This window comes from Pseudomonas sp. (assembly GCF_050739775.1).
GTDB lineage: Bacteria > Pseudomonadota > Gammaproteobacteria > Pseudomonadales > Pseudomonadaceae > Aquipseudomonas.
Genome location: NZ_JBOICA010000004.1, coordinates 57,897 through 83,426, shown reverse-complemented (window position 1 = coordinate 83,426; position 25,530 = coordinate 57,897). Strand labels below are relative to the sequence as shown.

Below are 25,530 nucleotides of genomic sequence, written 5' to 3'. Positions count from 1 at the left end.
CGTTCTACTGCACGGTAACCGGCACGGTACGGACGGTGCCCTGGCTGGTGGTGACGGTCGCCGTTGGTGCTGCGCTCGGGATCACCGTGGTACTGGTGACTGTCAGCCGCCAGCGTCCGGTCAGCGGTACAGGGGTAGTGCCCAGGGTGACCAAACCGGTCGGGGTAGTGACCTGCACGGTAACGGCGTTGAGCAGGATCGCTGACGAGGTGCCGGAGATGTCCCAGGTAAAGCGGTTGCCGGCGCGTGCCGTGACGGTCGCGGCGGTGACGGTGAAGTTCTCTGCCGGCGGCCGTGGCGAGACCTGCACAGTGACCGTGGCCGGTGCCGACAGGGCGCCTGCGCTGTCCCGGGCGATGTAGGTAAAGGTGGTGGTGAAAGGCGTAAGGATCACGGCCGGTGGGGTGTAGGTGACTTGACTGCCATTGGAGCTGACCGTGCCGCGTCCGAGGGCGGGTTGAGTCACGCTGGCGATCGTCAGGGGCAGGTTGCCGTCCGGGTCGGTATCGTTGGTCAGGACGTTGATCGGCAGGGCGACACCTTGGGTTGTGGCGGTGTCGTTGACAGCCGTTGGCGCCTGGTTCGGGGCCACGTTGATCGTCACCGTGGTGACCGCCGACTTCAGCCCTTTGCTGTCCTGGGCCCGGTAGGTGAAGGTCGCGGTCAGTGGTGCGCTGATCACCGGCGGTGGTGTGTAGAGCACCGCGGTACTGCTGGTCAGAGTAACGCTGCCTTGACCTGTGGCCGGCTGGGTAAGGTCGGTGATCGCCAGCGGCACATCGCCATCTGGGTCGCTGTCGTTGGCCAGCAGGTTGACGCTCAACGGTTGGTTGAAGGGGGTGCTACCGACGTCCGCTTGAGCCACCGGCGCCTGATTAGCGGTTTCGACCGGCGCATTGCCGACCACCACCACCGCTTCGGTGTCACCGCCACCTGCGGCAGACTTGATCGTGACACTGGCCGGAGGCTGTACCAGATCATTGACTGTCAGGCTTTGCAGGGGGCCGGACTTGGACAGGCGGCCATAGCCCTGGGCGACCAGGTCGGGCACCTGCACCTCGTCACTGGAGCTGGCTTCGATCCGCAGGCGTTTGGTGGCCCAGTCGTAGCGCGCGGTGGTGATCTTGACCACATCGCTGAGCTTGCGCGACAGCGCGGTGGGGCGGGTAGCACCGCTCGGGTCGGTGGCCGTGACCACGATCACAGGTGGCGGCGCGCCAGTGCTCAGGTGATTGGCAAAGAACAGTCCGTTATTGTCGGCCAGCAGGTTGAACTGGCAAGGCGAAGGCGGAGTGCCGGGGACCAGAGCCAGCGTTTCACGGAAGCACAGGGTGGCGTTGTTCGGTGCATTGGCGAACACCTCTATCCGGGTACCGTCGGCTGTACGCCGATAGCTGGCACGCTCCAGTTCCGCAGGTGTCTGCTCACGGGGGTCGAGGACTTTGCCGGAAACGGTGAAGAGGTTGGTCTGGATGGTCCCGGCCGGGCCTTGGATACGCACGAAGTTGGTGTTGAACGGGCTACCGGTGACCTGCTCAGTGAGATTCGGGTCACCGATATAGGTTTCGCTGGCGCCCGTGTCCGGGTTGATCTCGGTGTAGGGACCACCGACGCCGCGCAGGTACGGGCCGAGTGCGCCATTGAGTGCACCACTGAAATTGCCGGGTGCACCGATGCCGACATCACGGGTGATGTTGATCGCTCGCCGTCCGGGGGTAGTGACGTTGACGGTCTCTTCGCCGTAGGGGTGGGTGATCACGTAGGTGCCGGCCTGTGGCACCGAGACGCGGATGCGGATACGGGCAAAGCTCAGTTGGTCGCCATCGATCGGGTTCTCGCTGGCGAACGCCGCTTCGATGGCGGCGACATAACTGTCCAGTTCATAGCCGCTGTTGCCCGCGGCCGGAATCGCGGTTTCAGCCAGGTACCAGAACATCTCCGGTGGCCAGTTATCCGGGAACACCAGGGGCAGGGCATCGTCGTAGACGCCAGGCTCGGGCAGCAGGGTGCACATATAGGCCGGTGGCACCGACGCTGGTACCCGCGAGCTTGCCGCTCTTGATTGGCACAGCTCCAAGGACAGGTCGTTGTGGTCCTGGTACCACATCGGGTAACGCCCGGTGGCCAGGGTGTAGGGGCCCGGATCGACCGCTTTGAGGCCGGCCCAGGCAGTGCCGGCCAGCGAGAGGGAAAGCCCGGCTGCGCAAAGCGCCAGGCGTGGCCAGTTATTCATGCTGCCTCCTGCTACGGGACGTGGCGTGATGATGTTCATGGCACGAGCACCACTTCTTCGCTGTCGCTACCGCCATTGGCGCTGGTCACCGTGATCTTGGCCGGCGGGATCGGCGAGAGCCCGGTGGTGAGCGTCTTGACTGCGCCATTACCGCTCAGGGTGCCGATGGCGGCGCCATTTGCGGTGTGGGCGCTGAGTACCGGAGGGCTGGTTTCGTCGCTGGTCGAGGCGACCAGGGTCAGTTGTCCGGACGCCAGGCTGAACTCGGCACGCTGGATGACGATCAGGTCGGTCAGCGGCAGGGTAAGGGTGGTCGGGGTGCTGCTGGGGATCGCCAACTGGTTGTCGGCGGTCACTTGCAGGTTCAATGGCAGTGCCGGGTTGAGCGCCGACTGGCTGTACCAGGCACCGGTGGAGTTGGCTTCGGTGAGGCTCAGGTTCGGGGTCTGGCTGACCAGGGTGGCAGTGCCCGGTGGTGGCGGTGCCTGCACAAAGACATCCTGCTGGGCACGCAGGTCGCCGTTATCGCTGCGGCGCGAGTAGGTGCTGCGCTGGGCAATCACCGGGGTTGGCCGTACAACGTCGGAGAGTTTGCCGGAGACCGAGAACAGCGTGGTCTGCAGGTCCAGGCCGTTGGGCCCTTCGATGCGCACGAAGTTGGTGTTGAACGGGCTGCCGGTTACCGCTTCATTGAGGTTTGGATCGCCGATGTAGCGTTCGCTGGCGCCGCTCTGCGGGTTGGTCTCGGTATAGGGGCCACCGACGCCGCGCAGGAACGGGCCAACATCACCTTTGAGCGCACCCGTGTAGGTTTTCTTTCCACCAATACCGATGTCGCGGGTCATGTTGATCGCCCGCGTACCGGCCTCCGGCACATCGAACACTTCGACACCGTAGGGGTGGGTGACGATGTAGGTGCCTGCGGTGGGTACATCGACACGGATACGAACCCGGGCGAAGCTGACCTGATCGCCATCGACCACTTCTTCGGCGGCGAAGGCCGCCTCGACGGCGGTGACGTAGCTCAAATCGATGCCGCGGGCCACGTCGACAATCGCCGCATTGGCGGCAAACCAGAAGGTTTCGTCGGGGTAGTTGGTGGGAAAGCTGATTGGCTGGGTGTCATCGAACACTCCAGGCGCCGGATTCAGCACACACATGTACGAGGGCGCACCGGGAGCCCCGGCCACCCGCGAGCTGACAGCCTTGGATAAGCACAGGTCGAGCACCCGGCCGTGAGTGTCCTGGTACCAGGCGGCGAATCCGCCAGTGGCCGGCAGGTAAGGGCCGGAATCTACTTCAAACAGTGCAGCCTGGGCCGGTGCCTGAATCAGGCTGGCCAGGACCAATAAAGCCAGGGGGTGGGGCGTTGGACGGGGCATGAGTCTTCCCTCTTGCAATCGGGCCCATGGGCTTGGGTCGTCTGCACAAGGTTTGGCAACTTCCATACCAATATGGAGAAAGGCTTGTGGGGCCTGGTTTGCAGAGGATTTTCGCATTGGCCGAGAGCAGACTTGGCGGGGCCGATGCCCCAGGGTTGGGGGCAATTGGGGCAAGCAAACGGGGCAATCGAAGGTAACTGGGCTATAACCTAAGAAGTCATTTGCCTGGAGTTCGCGATGGGCCTGCAATCACGCCTGGATTCACCCTCCTTGCAAGAAACCGTGCGCAGTGAAGCGCCAGTCAAACGGCCGTTCAACCTGTTGCGTTGGTATGCCTTCGTCAGCTTGGCGATCATCCTCTCGGTGGCCGTTGGGCTTGGCCTGATCTCTACCCGTTTCGTGATCAACGAAAGCGTCGAACGTGATGCGCTGCTTACCGCGCAATTCATTCAGTCAATCGCTTTGGCTGAAGTACGTCACGTGTCCATTCCCAATGTTCGCACCATGGGTGAACTGCTCGATCCACGACTGGATCAGAGCTTCCCTGAGGTCAACCCCGAGGCGCGACGCAATGCCCGGGGTGAGTTTCTCGACCATGTCGCCAACCTGCCGGACATGCTCCTGGTCAACATCTATGCCCCGGATCGCACGGTGATCTGGTCGAGCAACCCGGCGCTGGTGGGCAGGATGATTGAGGCCGATGAAGACCTCGACCGTGCCTTCGATGACAAGGTGCGGGTTTCGGCCAGCTACCATGATGTCGATCAGGCCCGAAGCGAACAGAAGTTCATCACCCCGCCCGAGCAATTGTTTATCGAAAACTACATACCGTTGTTCGACGCCGATGGCGTTAATGTCACGGCCATGGTCGAAATCTACAAGGAACCCCGTGATCTTATCCTGCGCATTGAACGCGGCCTGCTGCTGATCTGGCTGGCGGTCGCCGTGGGGGCGGCGCTGGTCTACGGCGGCTTGTACTGGCTGATGTACCGCGCCGCCCGGCAGCTGTCTGTGCAGCACAAGCGCCTGATCAACAATGAAACGTTCGTGGCCCTGGGTGAAATGTCATCGGCCGTGGCCCACAGCCTGCGTAACCCCCTGGCCAGCATCCGTTCCAGTGCCGAACTGGCCCAGGAGATAGAAGAAGGCCCGGCGAAGAAGAACATCGGCGATATCATCAACCAGGTCGATCGCATGTCGCACTGGGTGCGTCAGTTGCTGCAGTCGTTGCGGCCACTCAATGACGCGGCCGAACCGGTGGAACTGGAGCGGGTGCTACACGACAGCTTGCAGGCCTTCACCCTGCAACTGAGGCGCCAGGGCATACAGGTTCAGGTGGATTCACTGTCCAACGCCTGGGTGCTCAGCCAGCCGGGGCTGCTCGGACAAGTCTTCAACAGCCTGATCGGCAACGCCCTGGAGGCGATGAGCGAAGGCGGTACGCTGCGCATTGAACAGATTCAGCACAATCGCAAGACCCTGACACTGCGCTTGAGTGACAGTGGCAGAGGCATGACCGATGAACAAATGCGCATGGCCTTCAAACCTTTTTTCACTACCAAACAAAGTGGCCTGGGCGTGGGCTTGGTGCTGGTCAAACGGATTATGGAGCGTTTCAGCGGGACGGTGCGGCTCAGCAGCCGTGAAGGCAAGGGCACCTGCGTACAACTGAGTTTTCGCATTAGCCGTCAGGCCCAGTAGAGGCAAAATACTATCACTGCGTGCGAGGCTATTAGTATTGATGTCAAACGCCGGAATCTGCCTGCGCTATAAATTCTGATAAAAACAGCCCGCAAGGAAGACTCGATGCAGGAGCTGGACCAGAATCTTGCCAATGAGGATCGCGACTCCCGGGCGACAACCGACGGAGCCATGCGCGAATTCAACTTGCTGCGCTGGTTCTCCGTGGTCAGCCTGTTGATCATTGCCTCGGTGGCAGTGGGCCTGGGCTATGTCTCGACGCGTTTTGTGGTCAATGACAGCGTCGAGCGCGATGCCATGCTCACCGCCCAGTTCATCCAGGCCATGGCCAAGGCCGAGGTGCGCCATTCGCGGATTCCGCCGGGCACCACCATGGCGCAATTGCTGGATCCGCGCATGGACAAGCAGCATCCGGGGATCAGTGCTGACCTGGCGGCGTCCACGCGTATCGAGTTTCTCGACCATGTCGAACACCTGCCCGACACCCTGCTGATCAATGTCTATGCCCTGGACCGAACCATTGTCTGGTCTACCAATCCCCAGTTGATTGGCCAGAAGATTGTCGGCGATGACGACCTCGACGAGTCGTTCAACTCGCGAGTAGCAGTGTCGGCCAGTTATCACAAGGCCGATGAGGACCGCGAAGAACAGAAGCTCCAGCGTGAGCCGCAGTACCTGTTCATCGAGAACTACATTCCCATGTTCGACGACAGTGGCACTCAGGTGCTGTCGATGGTGGAGGTGTACAAGGAACCCCAGGACCTGGTAAGGCGCATCCAGCGCGGCTATGTGCTGATCTGGACCTCGACCCTGCTCGGTGGCGCGCTGGTCTACTTCGGCCTGTTCTGGATCGTGCGCCGTGCTGCGAGCCTCTTGCACACGCAACAGACCAAGCTGATGGCCAGCGAAACCTTTGTCGCGCTGGGAGAAATGTCCTCGGCGGTGGCCCACAGTTTGCGCAATCCACTGGCCACCATTCGCTCCAGCGCCGAATTGGCTCAGGAAATCGCCAGTGAGCGTTCGCAAAAAAATATCGGCGACATCATCGATCAGGTCGACCGTATGTCGCGTTGGGTGCGTGAGTTGCTGGTGTCGTTGCGGCCGTTGAAGGACGATGCCGAAGCCGTTGACCTGATCGCGGCGATTGAAGATACCTGCAGCGCCTTCGCCCAGCAGACCGAGCGCAACAAAGTGCAACTGCAGGTCAGTGCACCGCCGACGGTGTTGGTGGTGAGTCAGCCGGTGTTGCTCACGCAGATCCTCAACAGCCTGTTTTCCAATGCGCTCGAGGCGATGCCAGGCGGCGGCCGGCTGACTCTGGAGGTGCTTGAGTTGACCGGTGAAGGCAAGGTCCAGCTAACCTTGAGTGATACCGGCAAGGGCATGAGCCAGCAACAGGAGCGCATGGTCTTCAACCCTTTTTTCACCACCAAACAGGGCGGCCTGGGTGTCGGGTTGGTGTTGGTCAAACGAATAATGGAGCGTTTCGGCGGCGCGGTCAGCCTGACCAGCCGCGAAGAGGAAGGAACCCGCGTGTGCCTGAATTTCAATGTTGCAGCGGGAGGGGATCATGGAGCACAGCATCCTGGTGGTGGAGGATGACGAAATCCTCGCTGAAAATATCCAGACCTATCTGGAGCGTAAAGGCTTCGAGGTCACCGTCTGTCATAGCGCCGAGCAGGCGCTGGAGCAACTGCAGCAGTGTCAACCCGACGCAGTATTGACCGACAACTCGCTGCCGGGGATGAACGGTCATGAGCTGATCAAGGCTTTGGCCGCGCGTGCGCCGGAGCTCAAGGTGATCATGATGACCGGCTACGGCAATGTTGAAGATGCCGTGCTGGCGATGAAGGAGGGCGCTTTTCACTACCTGACCAAACCGGTGGTGCTGGCCGAACTCAAACTGATGCTCGACAAGGCCCTGGCGACCGAGCGCATGGAGCGTACGCTGTCGTTCTACCAGGAGCGCGAAGCGCAAAAATCCGGAGGTCAGTCCTTGATCGGCGAGTCACCGGCCATGCTCGGGCTCAAGCACACGCTCACGCAGTTGCTCGATGCCGAGCGGCGTATGTCCAGCGGTGAGTTGCCGCCGGTGCTGGTGGAAGGGGAGACTGGCACCGGCAAGGAACTGGTGGCCCGCGCCCTGCATTTTGACGGGGCGCGCAGCAAGGGGCCGTTTATCGAGTTCAATTGCGCCTCGATCCCGGCCAACCTGCTGGAGGCCGAACTCTTTGGCCACGAGAAGGGCGCGTTCACCGATGCCAAGGACCGTCGTGTCGGTCTGGTGGAGGCGGCCGATGGTGGCACGCTGTTTCTCGACGAGATCGGTGAAATGGACCTGCTGTTGCAGGCCAAACTGCTGAAATTGCTGGAAGACCGCACCATTCGCCGTATTGGTGCGGTGAAGGAGCGCAAGGTCGATCTGCGCATTATCAGTGCCACCAACTGCAATCTGGAACAGATGGTGCAACAGGGCAAATTTCGTCGAGACTTGTTCTTTCGCCTGCGCATCATTTCAATCAAGGTCCCCAGGTTGTATGCCCGGGGCGAAGATATCCTGCTGTTGGCCCGACACTTCTTGGCCCTGCATGGCAAACGCTACGGTAAATCGCACCTTTATTTCAGCCCCGAGGCCGAGGAGCTGCTGCTCAATTACAGTTGGCCGGGCAACGTTCGGGAGCTGCGCAACATGCTCGAACAGACCGTATTGCTCGCGCCTGGCGAGGAGATTGCCCCGCACCAGCTCAATGTCTGCATGAGCCTGGTCGATGAGCCCTTTGACGTGCCGGCGCCGGCGTTTCATGAAAGCCATGGCAATGGCGAGTTGCCGGTTTCCACCAGCCTGCCTGAGGTGGAGCGCGAGATGGTGCGCAAGATGCTTGATCGTACCGACTGGAATGTTACCAAGTCAGCGCGGCTCCTGGGCTTGAGCCGCGATATGTTGCGTTACCGTATCGAGAAGCTGGGGCTGACTCGGCCGGATAAGCGGCAGTGGTAAACCTCATCGCGGGGCAAGTCTCGCGATTACTCACGCCCGCGCATGAAGAATCCTGCTACGTACTTGCGAAAGGTGTCCATGCTCTTGAAGTCGGCATAGCGCTTGAAAGTTTCGCCTTCAGGCTCCGGGCCTAGCGGCTGGTCGGTCAACGATACCGACAGCACCCGGTCCTGGTCGGAGCTGAGTACCAACGCGTCCATGCCCTGACCACCAATGACCGGGCGGCGCATGAGCACCCGGACACCCTTGCTGGCCATCCAGTCGATCAACGAAACGAGCATCTTCAAGGGCTCGCGCTCTTCATCGCGGTATACCGGGAACAGTTGCCCACGCGACAGCACCGGGACGCTGGCGACATGAATCAATTCATAGAAGTGGCTGCCAGCGCTGGCCGGTGAGTAGATTGCCAGGGCCAACAGCGGCCCTGGCGTCTTGCTGCCGCCCCACAGCAGGTGATGACCCTGGAAATCGAAGCCGTCTTCGCTGCGCTCGTTGTACACCTTGCGTGCCTTGATCTGGCTGACGCAGTCGAGCATCAGACCGTAGCGACGATGATTGCCGAACGCGCTGGAGTCACGCAGCCGCGCCTTGAGCATCATCATGTGCTTCATGTCCAGGCGGGTTTCCAGGTAGTTGCTGGCCGGCACCCGCTCGATCAAGGGGTAACGGCTGGCGACGCTGCGCAGTTCGGCAAATTGTCCAGTCAGGTCCTTTTTCAGGTGGCTGGCGTAGACATTCAGGCCTCCGGCTTCGATCAACGTCAGTAGCAATGACAGCAAACGATGCTGTTCGCGCTTGTCGCTTACATCGTTACGCTCAGCACCACTGCCAGGTGCGGCGCGGCGAAAATCGCCGATCAGGCGCAAGGGCGTGTCGGGGGGCAACCAGGCGGCCGGCAGGACGTCGGAATCCTCCAGGTGACCAGCTTCGCGCTCATCCTTGATGAAGGCGCAATCGGGGGCATGCTCGGCGGTGCCGGGGTTGTTCTTGAGAAATAGAGTGCCGGTGTTGCCATTGAGATTGACGTTGAGAATCGGCATTGCTCGCGGCTGGCAATCACACGCCAGCCAATGCCCGGCGGCGCGGATCTTGAGCAGCAGCTGATTGGCCTGCAGCAGGCGTGGACCTGCCAGGTTGCCCTGGACAAAACCGCGCAACAGTTCATCTTCGGCAGGGGTGAGAGTGCGTACCAGCGCAGCGTTTTTTTCGATGATTCTCATGGACAATCCTGGCCAACCTTCCTTTGCCTGCCACCTTAATGCAAAGCCCGGCTGGCGGCCATCGCTCGCCAACCGGGATGCACCGGGATTACTGTCCGCCAAACAACTTGGCGGCGCGGGCGCGGATTTCTTCCACTGAGACGTCCTCGACATGGGACGAGACGAACCAGAGATTGCCGAACGGGTCTTTCAAGGTGCCGCTACGGTCACCGTAGAACTGGTTTTCCACGGCCCGGACCTGGGTGGCACCGGCCTTGATGGCCTGGGCAAAGCGGGCATCGACATCATCGACATACAGATGCAGACCAACCGCTGCGCCACCGAGCGACTGGCTGCTGACCAAGCCGCCCTCCGTGTCGCAAGGGTCGGCGAGCATCAGCGACGAATCGCCGATCTTAAGCTCCGCATGACCGACCCGACCATCCGGGCTGTCCAGGCGGAACATCTCGACCGCACCGAACGCGGCCTTGTAGAACTCGATGGCCTTGCCGGCATCCTTGATGCCCAGGTAAGGGGTGATGCTGTGCTGTCCTTCGGGGATTGGTTTGACGGCCATTTTATGGATCCTCCTTAGCGCGCCGCAGGGTGGATGGCGCGAAACTGTATATTTGTACAGTTTCGGCGATTCGGCAAATCAAAACCTGCGGCGCTGGACGGACGGCTGTCAGAAAATGTAATCGGTGGTCAGGAAACTCGAGTCGCGGTTGCGGATGATGTCGCTGATCAACTGCTTGTTGCTCGCCTGGAACTTGGTCGCCACCAGGGTTCGGATCGAGAACACGCGCAGCGCATCGTGTACCGACAAGGTCCCTTCGGCGGAGTTTTTGCGGCCGTTGAACGGGTAGGTGTCCGGGCCACGCTGACATTGGGCATTGAGATTGATACGCCCGACCTGGTTGGCGAAGGTGTCGACCAGGCGCCCGACCTCGGTCGGGTTGCTGCCAAAGATGCTTAACTGCTGACCGAAGTCAGAGTCGAGCACATAGTCGATCACAGTTTGCAGGTCGCGGTAGGGCACCACCGGCACCACCGGGCCGAACTGTTCTTCCTGGTACACGCGCATCGCTGCGCTGACCGGATACAGCAGCGCCGGGTAGAAGAACGAGCCACGGCTCTGGCCGCCGCCTTGGTTGATGACGTTGGCGCCCTTGTCCAGGGCATCGGCCACCAGGCCATTGAGGTAGTCGATCTTGCCCGCCTCGGGCAACGGCGTCAGGGCCACGCCGGGCTCCCAGGGCATGCCCGGCTTGAGCGCGGCCAGTTTGCGCTGGAACTTGTCGAGGAAACTGCCGACCACATCCTCATGGACGAAGAGGATCTTCAACGCCGTGCAGCGCTGGCCGTTGAACGACAGGGCACCGGTGACCGACTCGTTGACTGCGTTGTCCAGGTCCACCTCGGGCAGCACAATCCCCGGGTTCTTGGCATCCAGGCCCAGGGCGGCGCGCAGGCGATGCGGTCGTGGGTGGAGTTTTTTCAGGTCGCTGGCCGCCTTGTTGGTGCCGATAAAGGCAAATACATCGATTTTGCCGCTGGCCATCAGCGCGCTGACGGTCTCGCGGCCACGGCCATAGATGACATTGATCACCCCGGCCGGGAAGCTGTCGCGGAAGGCCTCGAGCAGTGGACGAATCAGCAGTACGCCGAACTTGGCCGGTTTGAACACCACGGTGTTGCCCATGATCAGGGCCGGGATCAGGGTGGTGAAGGTCTCGTTCAGCGGGTAGTTGTAGGGCCCCATGCACAGTGCTACGCCCAGCGGCGCGCGACGGATCTGGCCAAGGGTGTCCTGTTCCAGCTCGAAGCGGCTGGAACGGCGGTCCAGTTCCTTGAGGGCATTGATGGTGTCGACGATGTAGTCGCAGGTACGGTCGAACTCTTTTTCCGAGTCTTTGAGGTTCTTGCCGATCTCCCACATCAGCAGTTTGACCACCGCCTCACGCTGCTCGCGCAACTTACCGAGGAAGGTCTCGACATGCTGGATACGCTCGGCCACCCGCAGGGTAGGCCAGGCGCCGCGACCCTTGTCGTAGGCATGAACCGCGGCCTCGAGGGCGGTGAGGGCGGTGTCGGCGTCCAGCAGCGGCGTGCTGCCAAGGATCACCTGACGCTCTTCATCGCCCTCCTTCAGCCATACCGGACTGCGTACAGTGGCCAGTGGCCCGTCCCAGTGCTGCAACTGGCCGTTCACCAGGTACTCGCGTTGCACCAGTGGTTCACCCAGGCGATAGGCCTCGGGGATCTCGTTGGCAGTGGGAAACAGCGAATCGAGCAGACGGTCCATGGGCGCAGCACCTCTTGATTTTATGTGGGTGAAACGTTTCAGTCCGAGCATAACGCCAGCGCGCTAAAAAAAGCCAGCCTCACTCAACATTGCGCTCATGGCGCCGATAAAGCGGTAATCCGATGCGAACAACGGACCTATGAGCACAAGAATCCTCGCCCTTGATGACAAACGGGTCCTGCCGGCAACCCTGGGTACTACCCTCAACCGCCTGCTGCCCTTTGGCTTTGCGCTGATTGGCATCGGCTTGTCGGTGGCGCTTGGCCGCCTGGATGTTCAGCGCCAGGAAAGCGAATTGGTGACCAATGCCGGGGCGCGCCTGTCCGGGGTGCGCGCCGCCCTGGAAGCGCAGTTGCGTTCGGCTTTTGGCGAGACCGAAGGCATTGCCCAGTTGATCAGCGCCGACGGCGAGATCAGCTCCGAGCACTTTCACGACATGGCCCGCCAGGCCATCGCCTCGGTCTCGCATATCCGCCATATCTCCATAGCCCCTGGCGATGTGATTGCCGATGTCTATCCACTCAAGGGCAACCAGAGCATCATCGGCGTCGACTATCGCCATCTGCCGGAGCAGTACCCCATGCTGCAACGTGCTCGCGACCATTACAGCCCGGTGCTGGCCGGTCCCGTGCAGCTGTATCAGGGTGGGCGCGGGCTGATCTATCGGCGGCCGGTGTTTCTCAAGGGCCACAAGGGGGTGAAGTTGTATTGGGGCAATGTTTCGATCGTCGCTGACATCGACCGTTTGCTCAGCGCCGCCGGCCTGGACCTGGACCCGGGCTTTGAACTGGCCCTGCGCGGCGCCGATGGCCAGGGCTCGGCGGGCGGGATGATCTGGGGCGATCCGAAACTGTTCGAGGAGCATGCGGTAACGGTCAATGTCGATGTGCCGGGCGGGCTTTGGCAACTGGCGGCGAGCCCGTTGGGGGGCTGGCCGTCCATGAGCCTGTTCGCCTCGCCCTTATTCCTGTTCGCCCTGACCTGCACCGGGCTGTTCAGTGTGTTTGTCGCCCAGCTCAATCGCAGCAACCACCTGATCAACCTGCGTAACCGTGAACTCAAACAGTCCCAGGCGCAACTGGAGCGCTTGGCCCACTACGATGCCATCACCGGTTTGCCTAACCGGTTGTTGTTCAATCAACGCCTGCAAGCGGCCCTCAACCGTGACCAGCATCTGGCCGTGCTGGTACTGGATATCGACGGGTTCAAACAGGTCAACGACAGCCTTGGGCATCCCATGGGCGATCTCTTGCTGCAACAGGCCACCGCGCGCTTTGTGCAGCTCATCGATGATCAGGACAGTCTCTGCCGACTGGGGGGGGATGAGTTCGCCTTCTTGCTCATCGGCGCTGAGCAAGCCTGTATTGAGCAAGTTCAGGCGCTGCTGCAAACCCTGCAGTTGCCGTTCGACCTCAAGGGCAACGCGGCCCTGGTCACTGGCAGCATCGGCCTGGCCTGGTGTCCCGAACATGGCCAGACCTGCGATCGCCTGCTGCGCCACGCCGACACCGCCATGTACGCGGCCAAAGAGAGCGGGCGCAATGCCTGGCGCTTGTATCACCCGGACATGACCGAGCACCTGCAGGAGCGCCTGTGCCTGGAGCGCAACCTGCGCCGGGCGCTGAAAAACAATGAATTCGAGCTCTGGTATCAACCCAAGATCGACCTGTTCAGTGGCCGCGTCGAAGGTGCCGAAGCGCTGCTGCGCTGGCGCGATCCTGAGCATGGCCTGGTGTCGCCTGCGCAGTTCATCCCGCTGGCCGAGCGTACGGGGCTGATCATTCCCCTGGGTGAAAAGGTCCTGGAACTCGCCTGTGAGCAAATCGCTGCCTGGCGCGCTGCCGACTGCCTGCCAGGCCCACTGGCGATCAACGTTGCGGCCTTGCAGATCGAGCGCAGCGACTATGTCGCCAGCCTGTCACGCAGTCTCAAGCGCTTCGACCTGCCGCCGACCTTGCTGGAAGTCGAGATCACCGAAAGCCTGCTGATGGAAAGCCAGCAACAAGCCTGTGCAGTATTGGCCCAGCTGCAGGCCATGGGCGTGGCCACCGCAGTGGATGACTTCGGCACTGGCTACTCGTCCCTGGCTTACCTCAAGTCGTTGCCCATCGATCACCTGAAGATCGACCGTGCCTTTATCAAGGACTTGCCCATGGATGATGACGCGGTGGCGATTACCCGGGCAATCATCGACCTGGGCCATGCCCTGGGCTTTCGCATTACCGCTGAAGGCATCGAGACCCAGGTCCAGTATGACTTCCTGCGCAATGCCGGTTGCGACCAGGGGCAGGGGTATCTGATGGCGCGGCCGATGCCGGCGGCGGACCTGGCACGCTGGCTGGAGGTCCAGCGTGACCGAGGTTGCCTCACCGGGGTCTGAGTGCTCTACAGGTCGTGGCGCTCGATCAGGTGGCGGTGCGGATTTTCCTGCTCTATTGAGGACATCGTAGATGCTCCTGTTTCAGGGGTACTCAGGAAACAGGAGGTGAAGGGGGGCAGGTGGTAAATAACTGCTCTACGTTTTACAAATTGACTGCACCGGTTTCTCCTCGGCCATGGCCACTGCGCCGCATCGAATACCCCACCCGAGGCACCCCCTCCAGCCACTCATCCACCAGCAGTTTCAACGACTCACCGGCCTCCAGATAAGCATCGCCAAAATCATGCCCACCCAGCGCACTCGGGTGTGCCACCACCTCCAGCACCCCATGCCTGGGCGCGAGCCCTGCCTTCAGGTCGGCCGGGGTGCAGACATGATCCGCCGTCGCGCCTCCACTCAGGCGCCGCAGCCGTTGATTGAGCAACGTCTTGAACACCCGCTTCACCGGCCCGATGTTGTTACCGAGATTGCGCGCCAAACGCACTGGCACGCCTTGCTGGCGAGCAAAACGGGCGACGATCTCGCCGATGGGCCAGATATTGTGTACATGCTGGTGCGAGTCCAGATGACTGGGCGCAAGACCTTGCGCCAGGCAATGCGCCCACTGCGTCGCCAACTCCTCCTCGACCGCTTCGCGCTCGCGCCGGTTCAGGCGCAGGGTGCTGCGTTTGAGGTTCAGGTCGAATTCGCCATGGGCGGCACAGAAACGCGGCTCGGCAAGAATCGCCTGACTCAACGGTCGCCCATAGGTCAGATTGAAGTGCAGCCCGACCCGTCCCTTGAGCGCCGGTTGTTGCGCCAACACGCAGGCGACAGCGAAGGCCGGCATATTGGCCATCGCCGTCGCCGAACTGATCAGCCCCGCCTGGAACGCATGCAGGATCACTGCATTGGTATGGGCACTGAGCCCGAAATCGTCAGCGTTGACTATGACCTGGGATGGCATTCGGGCTCTCCTGTGGTGAGTTCGCGGTGGCATCTGGCAGGGCGGTCTGGCGCTTGCGCAGGCGTGGCTTGAGCCACTGCCAGCAACGCAGGGCCAGGCCCAGGACGATGCCGTCGAGGCGCCAGCTGTAGCAGCTCAGGCGCCATTGTTCGATGTGATCGGTCATGCGTTCGTGAAGCTGGTGGCTGGAGTTTTCCAGGCTGACGCGGGAGGCATCGATCCACTCCCAGCCCTCGTCCAGGCCCCAATGGATGAGTGCTTCAAGCAGCACCCGGCCGCTGCCCAGATCGCGATAGGCAGGCTCGAAGGCCAGGTTGTAGTCGTAGACCCGGCCACGTTCCAGCAGGCCCAGGCGGTAGCTGATGCAGCGGCCGTCGAGCTCCAACAGCACCAGGCACACCAGGCCTTGAGCTGCCAGGGCGGTGAAGGCCTGGTACATCCACTGGCGGCGCTGCTCGCCGGAGAAGATGCCAACTTCGTCGTCGCCTTTCCAGCTGGCCGCCTCGACGGCGCTGACCGCATCCAGCAATGACTCGATGTTCTCGGGCGTAGCCATGACCCGCCGCACCTGTGCGCCACAGGCGGCGATGCGCTTGCGCGCGCGGCGTAGTTTGTAGCGTGGGTCGCCGCTGACTTCCTGGCGGTCGGCGTCGGTGATGCGATGGACTGGCACGCTGCAGGTCAGACGCCGCTCGAAGGTTGAGCTGCGACGGGCCCAGCGCCGCAGCCAGCCATCACCCGCCACGTCGTCGGGTACTTCGCTCAACTGCAGCAGGGCATGGGGCAGGTCACGTCGAATCGTGCGCAGCACCTTGGCGGCGGCGCTCGGTGGCAGGTCGATCAGCAGGGCGATACGGTCGCTCAGCGGATGGCCGAGGTGGCGCACCACTAGCAGGCCCAGCGGGCCAAAAGCCTCGCGCTCGCGTACCAACGGCAGGCACAGGCACAGCTTGCCGTCCTGGTGGCCGAGCAACACCTGGAGCAACTGCCCCGGTTGCAGGGCAGCCTCGGCGGCGCGCAACCAGCCCAGATGGTTGAACGGTGTGTTGGCGGCCAGGCGCTGGCGCAGCGCCTCGTAGTCGGCAGCGGGAAAGTCGTGGGTGCGCAGCGAGGCGCACCAGCTCAAGCGCAGGCCCAAGCCTCAGGACACCGTGGCCGGGGCGGTTTCCCGCTCGGGCTTGCGCAGCGGCTCAAGGCGCGACTCGCTGTAGCGGGTCTCGCGGAAGAACTTCCAGCGACCGAACAGGCAGTACAGGTTCATGATCCGTCCTTGTTCCTTGTATCCCATGCGCAGGTGCAGTTTCAGCGCCGGGATGTTGTGCTGCTCGCACACGTCCACCACCTTGTCGCAGCCCTGGGCAGCCATGGCTTTCCACAGCTCCAACTGCACGTCCACCGACAGCTCGGTGCCCCAGTACTTGCGGATCATCTCGCCGCCGAACTCAAAGAACTCGCCGGGCCCGACCGGGAACCAGCAGCCATAGAAGTGGCGGTCGTGGTAGTTGCGCTTGCTGCCCCAGATGAAGGCCACCGCATCCTCGTCATCGTCAAGGAACATCAGCCCGGTATGGCCCTCGGCAGCCAGCTCGCGCATGGTCTCGACGCGGTCACCGAAATGCCGGGCGAAGGCTGTGGCGTTGTCCACCGTGATGGTTTCCACGCGCAGTGGCGCATAGGGTCTGAGGCGGTACGGCGGCACGGGCGAGACCAGGTCGCGCTCCATCCACAACAATTGCCAACGGTAGAAGACAAAGCGCTTGTAGGCGCTCGCGAGGGTATTGCGCAGTCCCTTGCGCTTGATGCGGTCCTGGATTTTGCTCAAAGCACTCATGGTGCCTCCTGTTTATGGCAGGTGAGGTGCGCTGTTATCAAGCGCTCCAGGTCAGGGCCAACAGCGTCTGCCCTGGCAGTTGAAAAAGGACGCATCATGCCGGCCGCCGTTGCAGCATCTGACGCAGTGGCGCCAGGTCGCTGGGCAGCACCAGCAGGGTCTGCCACAGCGGTACGCCGCTGAGTTTGCAGTAGAGCAGCAGCATCGCCAGGGTCACCAGCAGGTAGACGATGGACGAGGCCATGGCTGCGCCGACGATGCCGTAAGCTGGAATCAGCACGATGTTGAGCAGCAGGTTCAGCGCGGCGCCGATACCCATCATCAAAGACACCGTGCCGGGACGGTTCTTGCCCAGCAGGTCCAGGCGCAGGATGCTCGCATAGCACAGGCCGAACAGCCCCGGCAGCAAGGCCAGCAGCGCCGGATAAGCCGGTTGGTATTCAGCACCGAACAGGGTAACGATCAGCCATTCGCCGATCAGCGCCATGCTCAGGCAGGCGCCAAGCATTACCGTGGCGGTCAGGCGTAAGGCCAGGGGGGTGATTTTGTCCATGCCGGCGTCCTGCTGCAGCAGGCGCTTCATCAACGGCGTGGTCACTGCCTCGGGGACGATCAGCAGCAGTTCGGCGGCGGCGCTGGCCATGGCGTAATGGCCCAGCGCCGTGCTGCCGAGCATGGCACTGATGAACAGGTAGTTCGAGCGCAGGATCAGCTGTTGAAACAGCAGGTCCGGGTGGCTCTTGGCGCTATAGGCGAGCAGTTCGCGTTGGCCGCTGCGGTCCCAGCACAGGCGGATCGAGTGCTGGCGGCCGAGCCAGAACAAACCGAGCACTACCACCAGGCTCAGGCCCAGTAGCCAACTGATCAGCGCCGCTTCCAGCGCCGCGTGCTGCCACATCCAGAACAGCCCGAGAAACAGCAGCAGCGGTGCCAGCGATTCGCTCAGGCGCAGGGCATTGAAGGCACCCACACCGCCGCTGGCGTTGTGCAGGGTCAGCAGGCCGCTTTTGAGCACCGTCAGTGGCACGGCCAACAGCAGCAACCAAGCCAGTAAACCCAGTTGGCTGGTCACTTCCAGTTCGCTGCCGAACTCCCGGGCCAGGGCCACGCAGACCAGGGTCAAGGCCCCGGCCACCAGGCATCCGAAAATCAGTACCTGGCTCAGCAGCAGGCCCATGGAGCGTTGCTTGGCGGCCTGATAGCCGACCGCGGTGTTCAAGCCGCCACTGGTGGCGGCACTGATCAGGTCGGGCAGGGTACTGAGCAGGGCGAACAGGCCGCGCTCGCTGGGACCGAGGATGCGCGCCAGCAGAACGTTGCGCAACAGGCGCAGGGCGATCATCGCCAGGCGCGTGCCCATGCTCAGCAGCAGATGGCGCATATAGTGGTTGCGGCTCATGAGCGGCCTCCGCGGCTGATGCGCCAGGCCAGCAGCGAGGGCCGGCTGGCGTTGCGCTGGCTGACGCCGATGCGCGGCAGCGCCAGCGGGTCGTCACAGCCTTGGCAGATGCCGGCACGGGTGCTCAGGGCGAACGGGTAGCGATGGGCCGCCAGACGCTCGCGCACTCGCGCGTCATGGTCGCCATTGGGATAGCAGTACACCGGCAGCGGCTGCTTGCAGCCTTGTTGCAGGGCATAGTGGCTGCGGCTCAGCTCTTCTTCCAGGCGCTGGTCGTCGAGACCCGGCAACAGCGCGTGGCTGGCGCCATGGGGGCCGAAACTGATCAGCCCGGAACTCTCCAGATGGCGCACCTGGTTCCAGTCCAGGGCCTGGGGCAGGGATTCGTTCGGGCAGGCATCGGTGAGCAGATGCAGGGCCTGGGGGCTGAGGGTCTTGAGGCTTTGCAGGTACTTGGCCAGCACTTGGCTGCGGGCATGCGGCCGCTCGTTCATGAAGTAGGCGGCGGGCAGCGGCCTGCCGATTTTGCGCAGTTGCTCGATCAGTACCCGGCGTGGTGCTTCACCATGGCTGCCCCAGAGCGTTTCGCCCAGGCTTTCCCACCAGAAGCGCTGGCGGCTGCCGATGAAATCGGTGGAGAGGAAGATGCTCGCCGGCACCTGGTACTGCTGCAACAGCGGGAAGGCATGCAGGGCGTTGTCACGCCAGCCGTCATCGAAGGTCAAGGCAACCTTGGGACGGCTGCTGCTTCTTGGGTGTTCGTGGGTTTTGAGCAGGTCCATCAGGTGCACGCAGTCAAAGTGGCGTTGCAGCCAGCGCAGCAGGCGCTCGAAGGCCTCGGGGCCGACGCACAGTTCATTGCGATGGGGCAGGGCCGCGCTGCTGTCGTCGGCCAGCACCCGGTGTAACATCAGGATCACTCCGGCGCCGCGCAATTGGCTGCGACCCTTGGGTGAGTTGAGGTACAGCCAACCACTGGCACGCTTGAGACTGGTCTTGATCGGCATGTCAGGCACTCATCGGGTCTGGTCGGGGTTCCATTGGTTGTAGCTGTGCCCACGCAAAAATTGCCACAGCCCGACGCTCATGCCCGCCAGGGTCACCAACACGAACGCGGCGAGGCGAAACGGCTTGGGCAAGCGCTGACGCACATCCAGCAGACCTGCGACGGCAATGGCGTAGCCGAGCAACTGGGCGACCAGGGACAAGCGGTAGAAGACGTGGTCATCGAGCAGCCAGAGGTTGGCCAGCAGCAAGGGCAACAGCAGCAGCGGAGCCAGACGCCGGATCAGCTTGTGGCTGATCAGGGCGATGGCGTACAGGCCATGACGCATCGGGTTGAGCAACTCACGGCGCGCAGTGAGGCTGATCAGGCCGCCGACGGTGACGCGCTGACGGCGGCTGAACTGTCTCTGAGCCTCGTCAACGCCTTGATCCACAACCTTGGCCTCATCGACATAGACGACACGCTTGCCAGCAACCGGGGCGCTGGTGTTGATAAAGAAGTCGTCGTTGACCTGTGCTGGAATCGCTTGGTACAGCTCGCGGCGCACGGCCTGCAGGGCACCGTCGGCCGAAACCGTGCATCCGGTGCGACTTTCCAGCCGGCGCAGCCAGGCCTCGTAGTGGCGGTACAGGCTTTCGCCCAGGCTCAGGCCCTTGCCCGCGACGGGGATGATCATGTTGCCGACGGTGCCGCCGACTTCAGGGTCGGCAAAGGGCGCCAACAGCACGGCCAAGGTGCCGTCGAGCCAATGCACATCGGCATCGGTGAACACCAGGACATCCCCCGTGCAGTGACTGACAGCGGCGTTGAGCACACTGTTCTTGCCCTGGCGCGGCAGGTCGAGGACCAGGATGCGTGGGTCGTCGAAGTGGCGTGCCAGGGCGACGGTGCGATCGGTCGAACCGTCGCTGGCGACGATGATCTGCAAACGGGCAGCTTGATAATCCTGAGTCAGCAAGTTGTGCAGCTTGTGCTCGATATGCCGTTCCTCATTGTGCGCGGCGACCACCACGCTGAGCTGTTGCGGTGGCAAGGGGGCTGGCGTGTGCCGAGGAAAAAACGGCCCAGCAACGGTAAGCAGCAAGGGGTAGCCAAGCCAGGCATAGAAGGGCAGCAACAGACACAGCCAAAAGATGAATTCAGCCACGGGCGGGCCTCCTTGCGTTCCAGTTGAACAGGCTGAGCACGAAGGCCGCTCCGGCCAGGTGCAGGCGGATCCAGTGCAAGCCCCAGAGTTGCAGGACGAACAGCAGGTCGCGGTGTTTCAGGCTTTGCCGCAGGCTCAAGGCCAAGGCCGGCAGACTGGCGATGAACAGCATGAGTAACGCCAGGTGCGGGAAACCGTCGAGCAAGGCCGACAAAGCCATGGCGTCGAGCACCCAGGCGCCGATGGACAGCAGCGGAAAACGCAGCAAGCGCAGGCTTACGCCGTTGTCGCGCAGCAGTTGCAGGTTGCTGCCCTGACGCCAGAGTTCCTTGCCCAGCCATTCGCCCCAGCTGCCTTCGAAGCCCCAGTGCAGTACCACCGGTGTACGCAGGGCCAGCAGGCGCGCACCCACCTGGCTCAGGCGCAAGGTGAAGTCTTTGTCTTCACCGGTGCGCAGGGTATCGCTGAAACCGCCGACCTGGTCGAACCAGTGGCGGCGCATCAGCAGGTTGGGTGTCGGCAGCCACTGCGTGCTGTGTAGCACGGGACCGGCGCGCAGGGTGCGGCGCTGCCAGGCCTGGGCGAACCAGGACGCCTGGCGCGGGGTGTCGCAATCCAGGGCAAAGACATCGCCGCGGGCCTGCTCATGCAGGTCCAGGAGCACGCGCAGCCAATGCTCCGGCACTTCGATATCGGCATCGAGAAAGGCCAGCCATTCCCCCTCGCTGGCCTGCACGCCGCGATTGCGCAAGGCGCCGATGGTCAGCCCCGGCAGGCTCAACACCCGGGCGCCAAGGCTGCGGGCGATCTGCGGACCGTCATCGCTGGAGCCGTTATCGACCACCACCAGCTCGCAGTCGAGCCCGGCAAACTCGGCGGCACGTCGGGCCGATTGCAAGGTTCGAGCGATATGCCGGGCCTCGTTGAACATTGGTACCACGATGCTGACCTGGGTCATGCCGCCACCTGCGGCAACCGGGCTTGCTCTGCTTTAAGGCGCAGTACGCTGGACAGCGCCAGCATGATCCACACGTATTTTTGGTTCGGCGCGCTCAGGAACATCAGGAACAAGCCAATGGCAAGCATGCTCATGCACAAATGGGTGAGCAGGTCGGCCTGGTCGTGATCGCCTTGTTGCTGCCATAGCCGGCGCGCGTACCAGAAGTTGTACAAGGCCAAGACGATCAAGCCTGTGAACAACAGGCCGGCTGGTACGCCGACCTCACTGAAGATTTCCAGGTAGGTGTTGTGCGCCCGCCGATACAGGTCGCCGATTTTTTTGTTTGAGGAGAATGCCTTGGCATACCCGGTGGTGGCGTAGTGCAGGGGGAAGGTACCGGGACCCGTGCCAATCAGCGGGTGCTCGCGGATCATCTTGCTGCCGACCACGATGTAGGAGGAGCGCCGCCCCAGGGATTCGTCCTTGTGGGCGTTGACTCCGGATTTAAGCGCCGACAGCGTCTGGATCCGCTCAATGTAGGCGTCCGGCATCAGTGCAACGGTCAGCGGCAGCAGGATCGCCAGGCCGAGCATGGCAAAGCCCAGGTGCCGCGGACGCAGGCGACCGAGCTGGCCGCGGTAGTGAACCAGGGCGATCACCAGGCTGATCAGCAGTACCACCAGTCCCGAACGCGAGTTGGTTTTGGTCATGCCAGCCAGCAACAGGATGCAGCAGGCAATCCAGAACAAACGCTGCAGCCGGTTCGGGCTCTTGAGCACCAGCCACAACGCCATGGGCACGGCGATGGCGATGAGCATGGCGAACAGGTTGGGGTCGGTGAGCAGGCCCGCGGCGCGGCCCTCGTCCTGGTACTTGCTGGAGAGCATCGCCATCACGCAGGTCACGCCGACGCTCAGGGTCACCAGGCGGCACATCATCGGCAGGTTCAGCTCGCGACCGACCAGCAAGGTGATGGCGAACAGCAGCAGGCCCACCGCCAGTTCACGGAAATGGCCGAGGGACATCTCGCTGCTTTCGCTGGCCAGGAAGCTCAGCAGGTACAGGGCCAAAAAGCCCAGCAGCAAACGCCACATGGAGCTGCGCAGACGCTCGCCGGGCAGTTGCCCTGCCGCCAGTTGCAGCAACAGCACCAGGGCCAGGGCGGCACCGATCAGTTTAACCGCCGACAGTTCAGTGTCCTTGAACAGGCCTTCAAGCGGTACCAGGGTGATGATCGCCAGCAGTCCCCAGGCCGGCCGCCGGTACAGCGCCAGCAGGCCAGCCAGGCCAATCACCGCACCGGGTGCCAGGAAAGGATAGGGGCTGGCCAGCAGGGCCAGGCTGACGATTGCCAACAGACCGATCAGGGACAGGGGGATGATCATGCGCAGGTCTCCGTGGCCGCGCCCAGGTAAACCCGGGCCCAGCGTTGTGCCAGCGTCGGCAGGTGATAACGTTCGCGTTGAGTGCGCCGGGCCTGGGCGATCAGCTCGTCGGCCTGGGCCGGATCGAGTATCAGCGCCTCAAGCTGTGCGGCCAGTTCATCCACCGCCAGGGGCCGGGCCAGCAGGCCGCTGCGGCCGTGTTCGATGACATCAGGAATACCGCCGACGTCAAAGGCCACCACCGGTACGCCATCCTGCATGGCTTCAAGCAAAATCATCGGCGTGCCTTCGGTGCGCGAGCTGATCACCAGGGCATCCAGGCGTGCCATCCATTGGCGCATGTCGTGCTGAAAGCCCGGCAGGCGAATGCGTTGACCCAGCCCGGCGGCATCGATGCGTGCTTGCAATACTTCACGCTCCGGGCCATCGCCGAGCATCACCGCATCCAGTTGCGGATGACGCTGGCACAGGGGGATCAGGCTGTCGAGAAACAGGTCCGGGCCTTTCTCCTGGCTCAGGCGCCCGACGTAACCGGCCAGCCAACGCCCGTGGCCATGGCTGTGCTCGGGCAGGGCGATGGCTTCGGGCAAACCATTGGGGATCACCTGCAGTTTGCGTTCGGCGACACCGGCCTGGCGCAGGATGCGCTTGATGCTCTCGGCCACGCAGACCACCTGGCCGATGGTGGCGGTACGGCAAAGCTGCAGGCTCAGCCAGGTATACAGGCGCTGCTTACGGTTGCTCGGGGTAAAGCCATGCTGGGTGGCGACCATCGGCAGGCGCCAGAGCTTGGCGCCCAGCCAGCCAAACACCAGCCCCTTGAAGTTGTGGCTGTTGAGCAGCGGCTGCTGGTCATGGCGCTGGCGCAACTGCGTCAACAACTGGCCCAGGCCCTCGCAGTTGCGGCAGTCCACGCCGGCGGCGCGAAAGCGCGCCACCAGGTCATCCGGGGCCCCGAGGAACAGCACCAGGTGCTGTCCCGGGGTGGCCTGGCAGTGGTCCAGCAGCATCCGCTCGGCGCCGTAGAAACCACCGCTGCTCAGCAGGTGGATGATCGGCCGTGGGGGCAGGGCTGCGTTCAATTGCGCACCCAGTGCACCAGCCGCGGCAGCGACCAGCCCTTGTAGGGGTTGGGGGTTTCCGGGGTCTGGTCGTTGATCACCAGCAGCACCGGCAGGTCCAGTTGCTGGCTGATTTGCGCCGGGTGCTTGAAGCGATGGTCGAAGAACTCACGCACATAGACCAGGGCAATGGCCAGCAACAACCCGGTGAGCAAGCCGAATGGCACGATCAGCAAGGGTTTGGGGAAGGCCGCTTCGGCAGGCTCGTACGGTGCGCTGAGCACCCGCGCATTGGACAGGTCACCAGCAAGCAGCTGCTCGCCGCGGGCTTCTTCGTAACGTTGGGTGTAGGTAAAGAAGGCCTTGTGCAGGGCGTCGATCTCGGTGTCGAGCTGGCGGGCCTTGCTCTGGGTCTGCTGCAACTGGTGGATCCGGCTTTTAAAGTCGACGATGCGCCGGGTTTTCTGGGCGATCACCTCCTGGACCACGGCCAGGTCTTTTTCCCGCTCCTTGATACGGTTGGAGACGATCTTGAGGAACTGCTGGCGGGTCTTGGCGATCTGCTCGCGTTGCAGCAGCATCTGCTCGCTGCTGGGCTGGAATACCGCCAGGTCGCTGACGTAGGTCAGTACCAGGGTGGTCAACTGTTCACCCAGTTGCTTGATCTCGCGGTCTTCGAAGGCCGCGTTGTCGACGGTGGTGGTGAAGGTGTAGGGGAAGGCGAAATCGCGCATGCCGGCGTTGTTGGCCGACGCCAGGCTGGTCTTGAGGTACTCCAGCCACTGCTGGCTTTGCAGCAAGCGGTCGCGGTACAGGTTCAGGGCCTGCTCTTCGGTGTTGATGGCATTGAGACGGAAAGTGATTTCTTCCTTCGGATCCGACGAACCGATGCCTTCAAGCATCCCCAGGCGCTTGCTTTCCAGGTCGTCCATGCGTACCTGATATTGCTGTTTCTTCTGCTCGTAGAATTCCTGGGGCAGTTCGTTGGACTGCAGGTTCTGGCGGTTGCGCAGGTAGTTGTCGAGCAGCCGGCTGACAAACAGCGTACCCAGTTTCGGGTCGGAAAAGCTGTAGGTCACCGAGACCACGTTGGAACCCGGCAGGGTCTCGATCTTGAGGTTGTTTATCGCTTCGTCGGTCAAGGCATCGAGCTGGGTATCGCGCACCGGATCGACCTCAAGGCCAAACAGCGCGCGCAGCGGGTTGATCACATGCTCACGCAACGGGTTGACGATCCAGGTGCGGATCGGCTCGAACAGCAGGCGCTGGAGCGGACCTGGGGCGACTTCATACTGGCCTTCGTCGCGCAACTGGCTGATGGTCTGGCGGATCAGGGTTGGCGAGCGCAGGATGTTGCTCTCGGTTTCCATGTCCGCCAGCGACGGTGGAATGAACTTGTCGGCCTCCTGGGCCAGGGCGGTGTTGGTATCGCTCTGGGACAGCTTCTTCGACTGCACGATCACTTCAGCGGTGATGTCGAAGCTCTGTTTGAGTACCAGCGGCAACAACAAGGCGATCACTGCGAAAACCAGGAACACCCTTTTGACCAACTGACGGTTGGCGAAGAAGATCCTGAAGAATTCGTGCAGGTAGTTTTCTTTTGTATTCATGCGTGTT

19 protein-coding genes are annotated in these 25,530 nt (G+C 62.5%); 4 read left to right on the top strand and 15 right to left on the bottom strand.

The features are described 5' to 3' along the window. Nucleotides 1–4 precede the first annotated feature (4 nt). A complete protein-coding gene (locus ACRESH_RS03810; protein WP_431740694.1) occupies nt 5–2,233 on the bottom strand; it encodes an Ig-like domain-containing protein in 2,229 nt (742 codons plus the stop codon). A 35-nt stretch (nt 2,234–2,268) separates the two neighbouring features. Continuing rightward, nucleotides 2,269–3,615: a hypothetical protein gene (locus ACRESH_RS03805; protein WP_431740693.1), complete on the bottom strand. Its 1,347-nt coding sequence runs from the start codon at nt 3,613–3,615 to the stop codon at nt 2,269–2,271. Nucleotides 3,616–3,852: 237 nt separating this feature from the next. On the opposite strand from ACRESH_RS03805, the gene ACRESH_RS03800 reads away from it, so the two are divergent. The 3 genes from ACRESH_RS03800 (at nt 3,853) to ACRESH_RS03790 (ending at nt 8,314) form a co-directional block, all read left to right on the top strand. Beyond that, complete coding sequence (locus ACRESH_RS03800) at nt 3,853–5,316, top strand: sensor histidine kinase (protein WP_431740692.1); 1,464 nt, start codon at nt 3,853–3,855, stop codon at nt 5,314–5,316. A gap of 105 nt (nt 5,317–5,421) precedes the next feature. Beyond that, nucleotides 5,422–6,918, top strand: coding sequence for a sensor histidine kinase (locus tag ACRESH_RS03795; protein ID WP_431740691.1), 1,497 nt, complete (start codon nt 5,422–5,424; stop codon nt 6,916–6,918). After that, nucleotides 6,887–8,314, top strand: coding sequence for a sigma-54-dependent transcriptional regulator (locus ACRESH_RS03790; RefSeq protein ID WP_431740690.1), 1,428 nt, complete (start codon nt 6,887–6,889; stop codon nt 8,312–8,314). The genes ACRESH_RS03795 and ACRESH_RS03790 overlap by 32 nt, the downstream gene beginning before the upstream one ends. A gap of 26 nt (nt 8,315–8,340) precedes the next feature. On the opposite strand, the gene ACRESH_RS03785 is transcribed toward ACRESH_RS03790, so the two are convergent. The 3 genes from ACRESH_RS03785 to ACRESH_RS03775 form a co-directional block, all read right to left on the bottom strand. Further along, on the bottom strand, nt 8,341–9,534 hold the full coding sequence (locus ACRESH_RS03785; RefSeq protein WP_431740689.1) for a hypothetical protein: 1,194 nt from the start codon (nt 9,532–9,534) through the stop codon (nt 8,341–8,343). 88 nt (nt 9,535–9,622) lie between these two features. Next, nucleotides 9,623–10,090 carry a VOC family protein gene (locus ACRESH_RS03780; protein ID WP_431740688.1) on the bottom strand — a complete coding sequence of 156 codons (468 nt, stop codon included), beginning with the start codon at nt 10,088–10,090 and terminating at the stop codon, nt 9,623–9,625. Nucleotides 10,091–10,198: 108 nt separating this feature from the next. After that, nucleotides 10,199–11,818, bottom strand: coding sequence for an NADP-dependent glyceraldehyde-3-phosphate dehydrogenase (locus tag ACRESH_RS03775; RefSeq protein WP_431740687.1), 1,620 nt, complete (start codon nt 11,816–11,818; stop codon nt 10,199–10,201). Nucleotides 11,819–11,957: 139 nt separating this feature from the next. Here ACRESH_RS03775 and ACRESH_RS03770 point away from each other — a divergent pair, with 139 nt between their 5' ends. After that, on the top strand, nt 11,958–14,198 hold the full coding sequence (locus ACRESH_RS03770; RefSeq protein ID WP_431740686.1) for a putative bifunctional diguanylate cyclase/phosphodiesterase: 2,241 nt from the start codon (nt 11,958–11,960) through the stop codon (nt 14,196–14,198). A 142-nt stretch (nt 14,199–14,340) separates the two neighbouring features. Here ACRESH_RS03770 and ACRESH_RS03765 read toward each other — a convergent pair whose 3' ends face one another. The 10 genes from ACRESH_RS03765 to ACRESH_RS03720 form a co-directional block, all read right to left on the bottom strand. Beyond that, complete coding sequence (locus tag ACRESH_RS03765) at nt 14,341–15,144, bottom strand: ChbG/HpnK family deacetylase (protein WP_431740685.1); 804 nt, start codon at nt 15,142–15,144, stop codon at nt 14,341–14,343. After that, a complete protein-coding gene (locus ACRESH_RS03760; protein ID WP_431740684.1) occupies nt 15,116–16,282 on the bottom strand; it encodes a GNAT family N-acetyltransferase in 1,167 nt (388 codons plus the stop codon). The genes ACRESH_RS03765 and ACRESH_RS03760 overlap by 29 nt, the downstream gene beginning before the upstream one ends. A 3-nt stretch (nt 16,283–16,285) precedes the next feature. Beyond that, nucleotides 16,286–16,975, bottom strand: a complete 690-nt coding sequence (locus tag ACRESH_RS03755; RefSeq protein WP_431740683.1) for an N-acetyltransferase — start codon at nt 16,973–16,975, stop codon at nt 16,286–16,288. A gap of 94 nt (nt 16,976–17,069) precedes the next feature. Next, nucleotides 17,070–18,374 carry a lipopolysaccharide biosynthesis protein gene (locus ACRESH_RS03750; RefSeq protein WP_431740682.1) on the bottom strand — a complete coding sequence of 435 codons (1,305 nt, stop codon included), beginning with the start codon at nt 18,372–18,374 and terminating at the stop codon, nt 17,070–17,072. Then, complete coding sequence (locus tag ACRESH_RS03745) at nt 18,371–19,381, bottom strand: polysaccharide deacetylase family protein (protein WP_431740681.1); 1,011 nt, start codon at nt 19,379–19,381, stop codon at nt 18,371–18,373. The genes ACRESH_RS03750 and ACRESH_RS03745 overlap by 4 nt, the downstream gene beginning before the upstream one ends. A gap of 9 nt (nt 19,382–19,390) precedes the next feature. Continuing rightward, entirely contained in the window at nt 19,391–20,527 is a 1,137-nt protein-coding gene (locus ACRESH_RS03740; RefSeq protein WP_431740680.1) for a glycosyltransferase family 2 protein, read from the bottom strand. Then, a complete protein-coding gene (locus ACRESH_RS03735; RefSeq protein WP_431740679.1) occupies nt 20,520–21,485 on the bottom strand; it encodes a glycosyltransferase in 966 nt (321 codons plus the stop codon). Before ACRESH_RS03735 ends, ACRESH_RS03740 begins: the two co-directional genes overlap by 8 nt. Next, a complete protein-coding gene (locus ACRESH_RS03730) occupies nt 21,482–22,852 on the bottom strand; it encodes an O-antigen ligase family protein (RefSeq protein ID WP_431740678.1) in 1,371 nt (456 codons plus the stop codon). The genes ACRESH_RS03735 and ACRESH_RS03730 overlap by 4 nt, the downstream gene beginning before the upstream one ends. Next, nucleotides 22,849–23,934, bottom strand: a complete 1,086-nt coding sequence (locus ACRESH_RS03725) for a glycosyltransferase family 4 protein (RefSeq protein ID WP_431740677.1) — start codon at nt 23,932–23,934, stop codon at nt 22,849–22,851. The genes ACRESH_RS03730 and ACRESH_RS03725 overlap by 4 nt, the downstream gene beginning before the upstream one ends. After that, entirely contained in the window at nt 23,931–25,523 is a 1,593-nt protein-coding gene (locus ACRESH_RS03720) for a GumC family protein (protein WP_431740676.1), read from the bottom strand. Before ACRESH_RS03720 ends, ACRESH_RS03725 begins: the two co-directional genes overlap by 4 nt. Nucleotides 25,524–25,530: the final 7 nt, after the last annotated feature.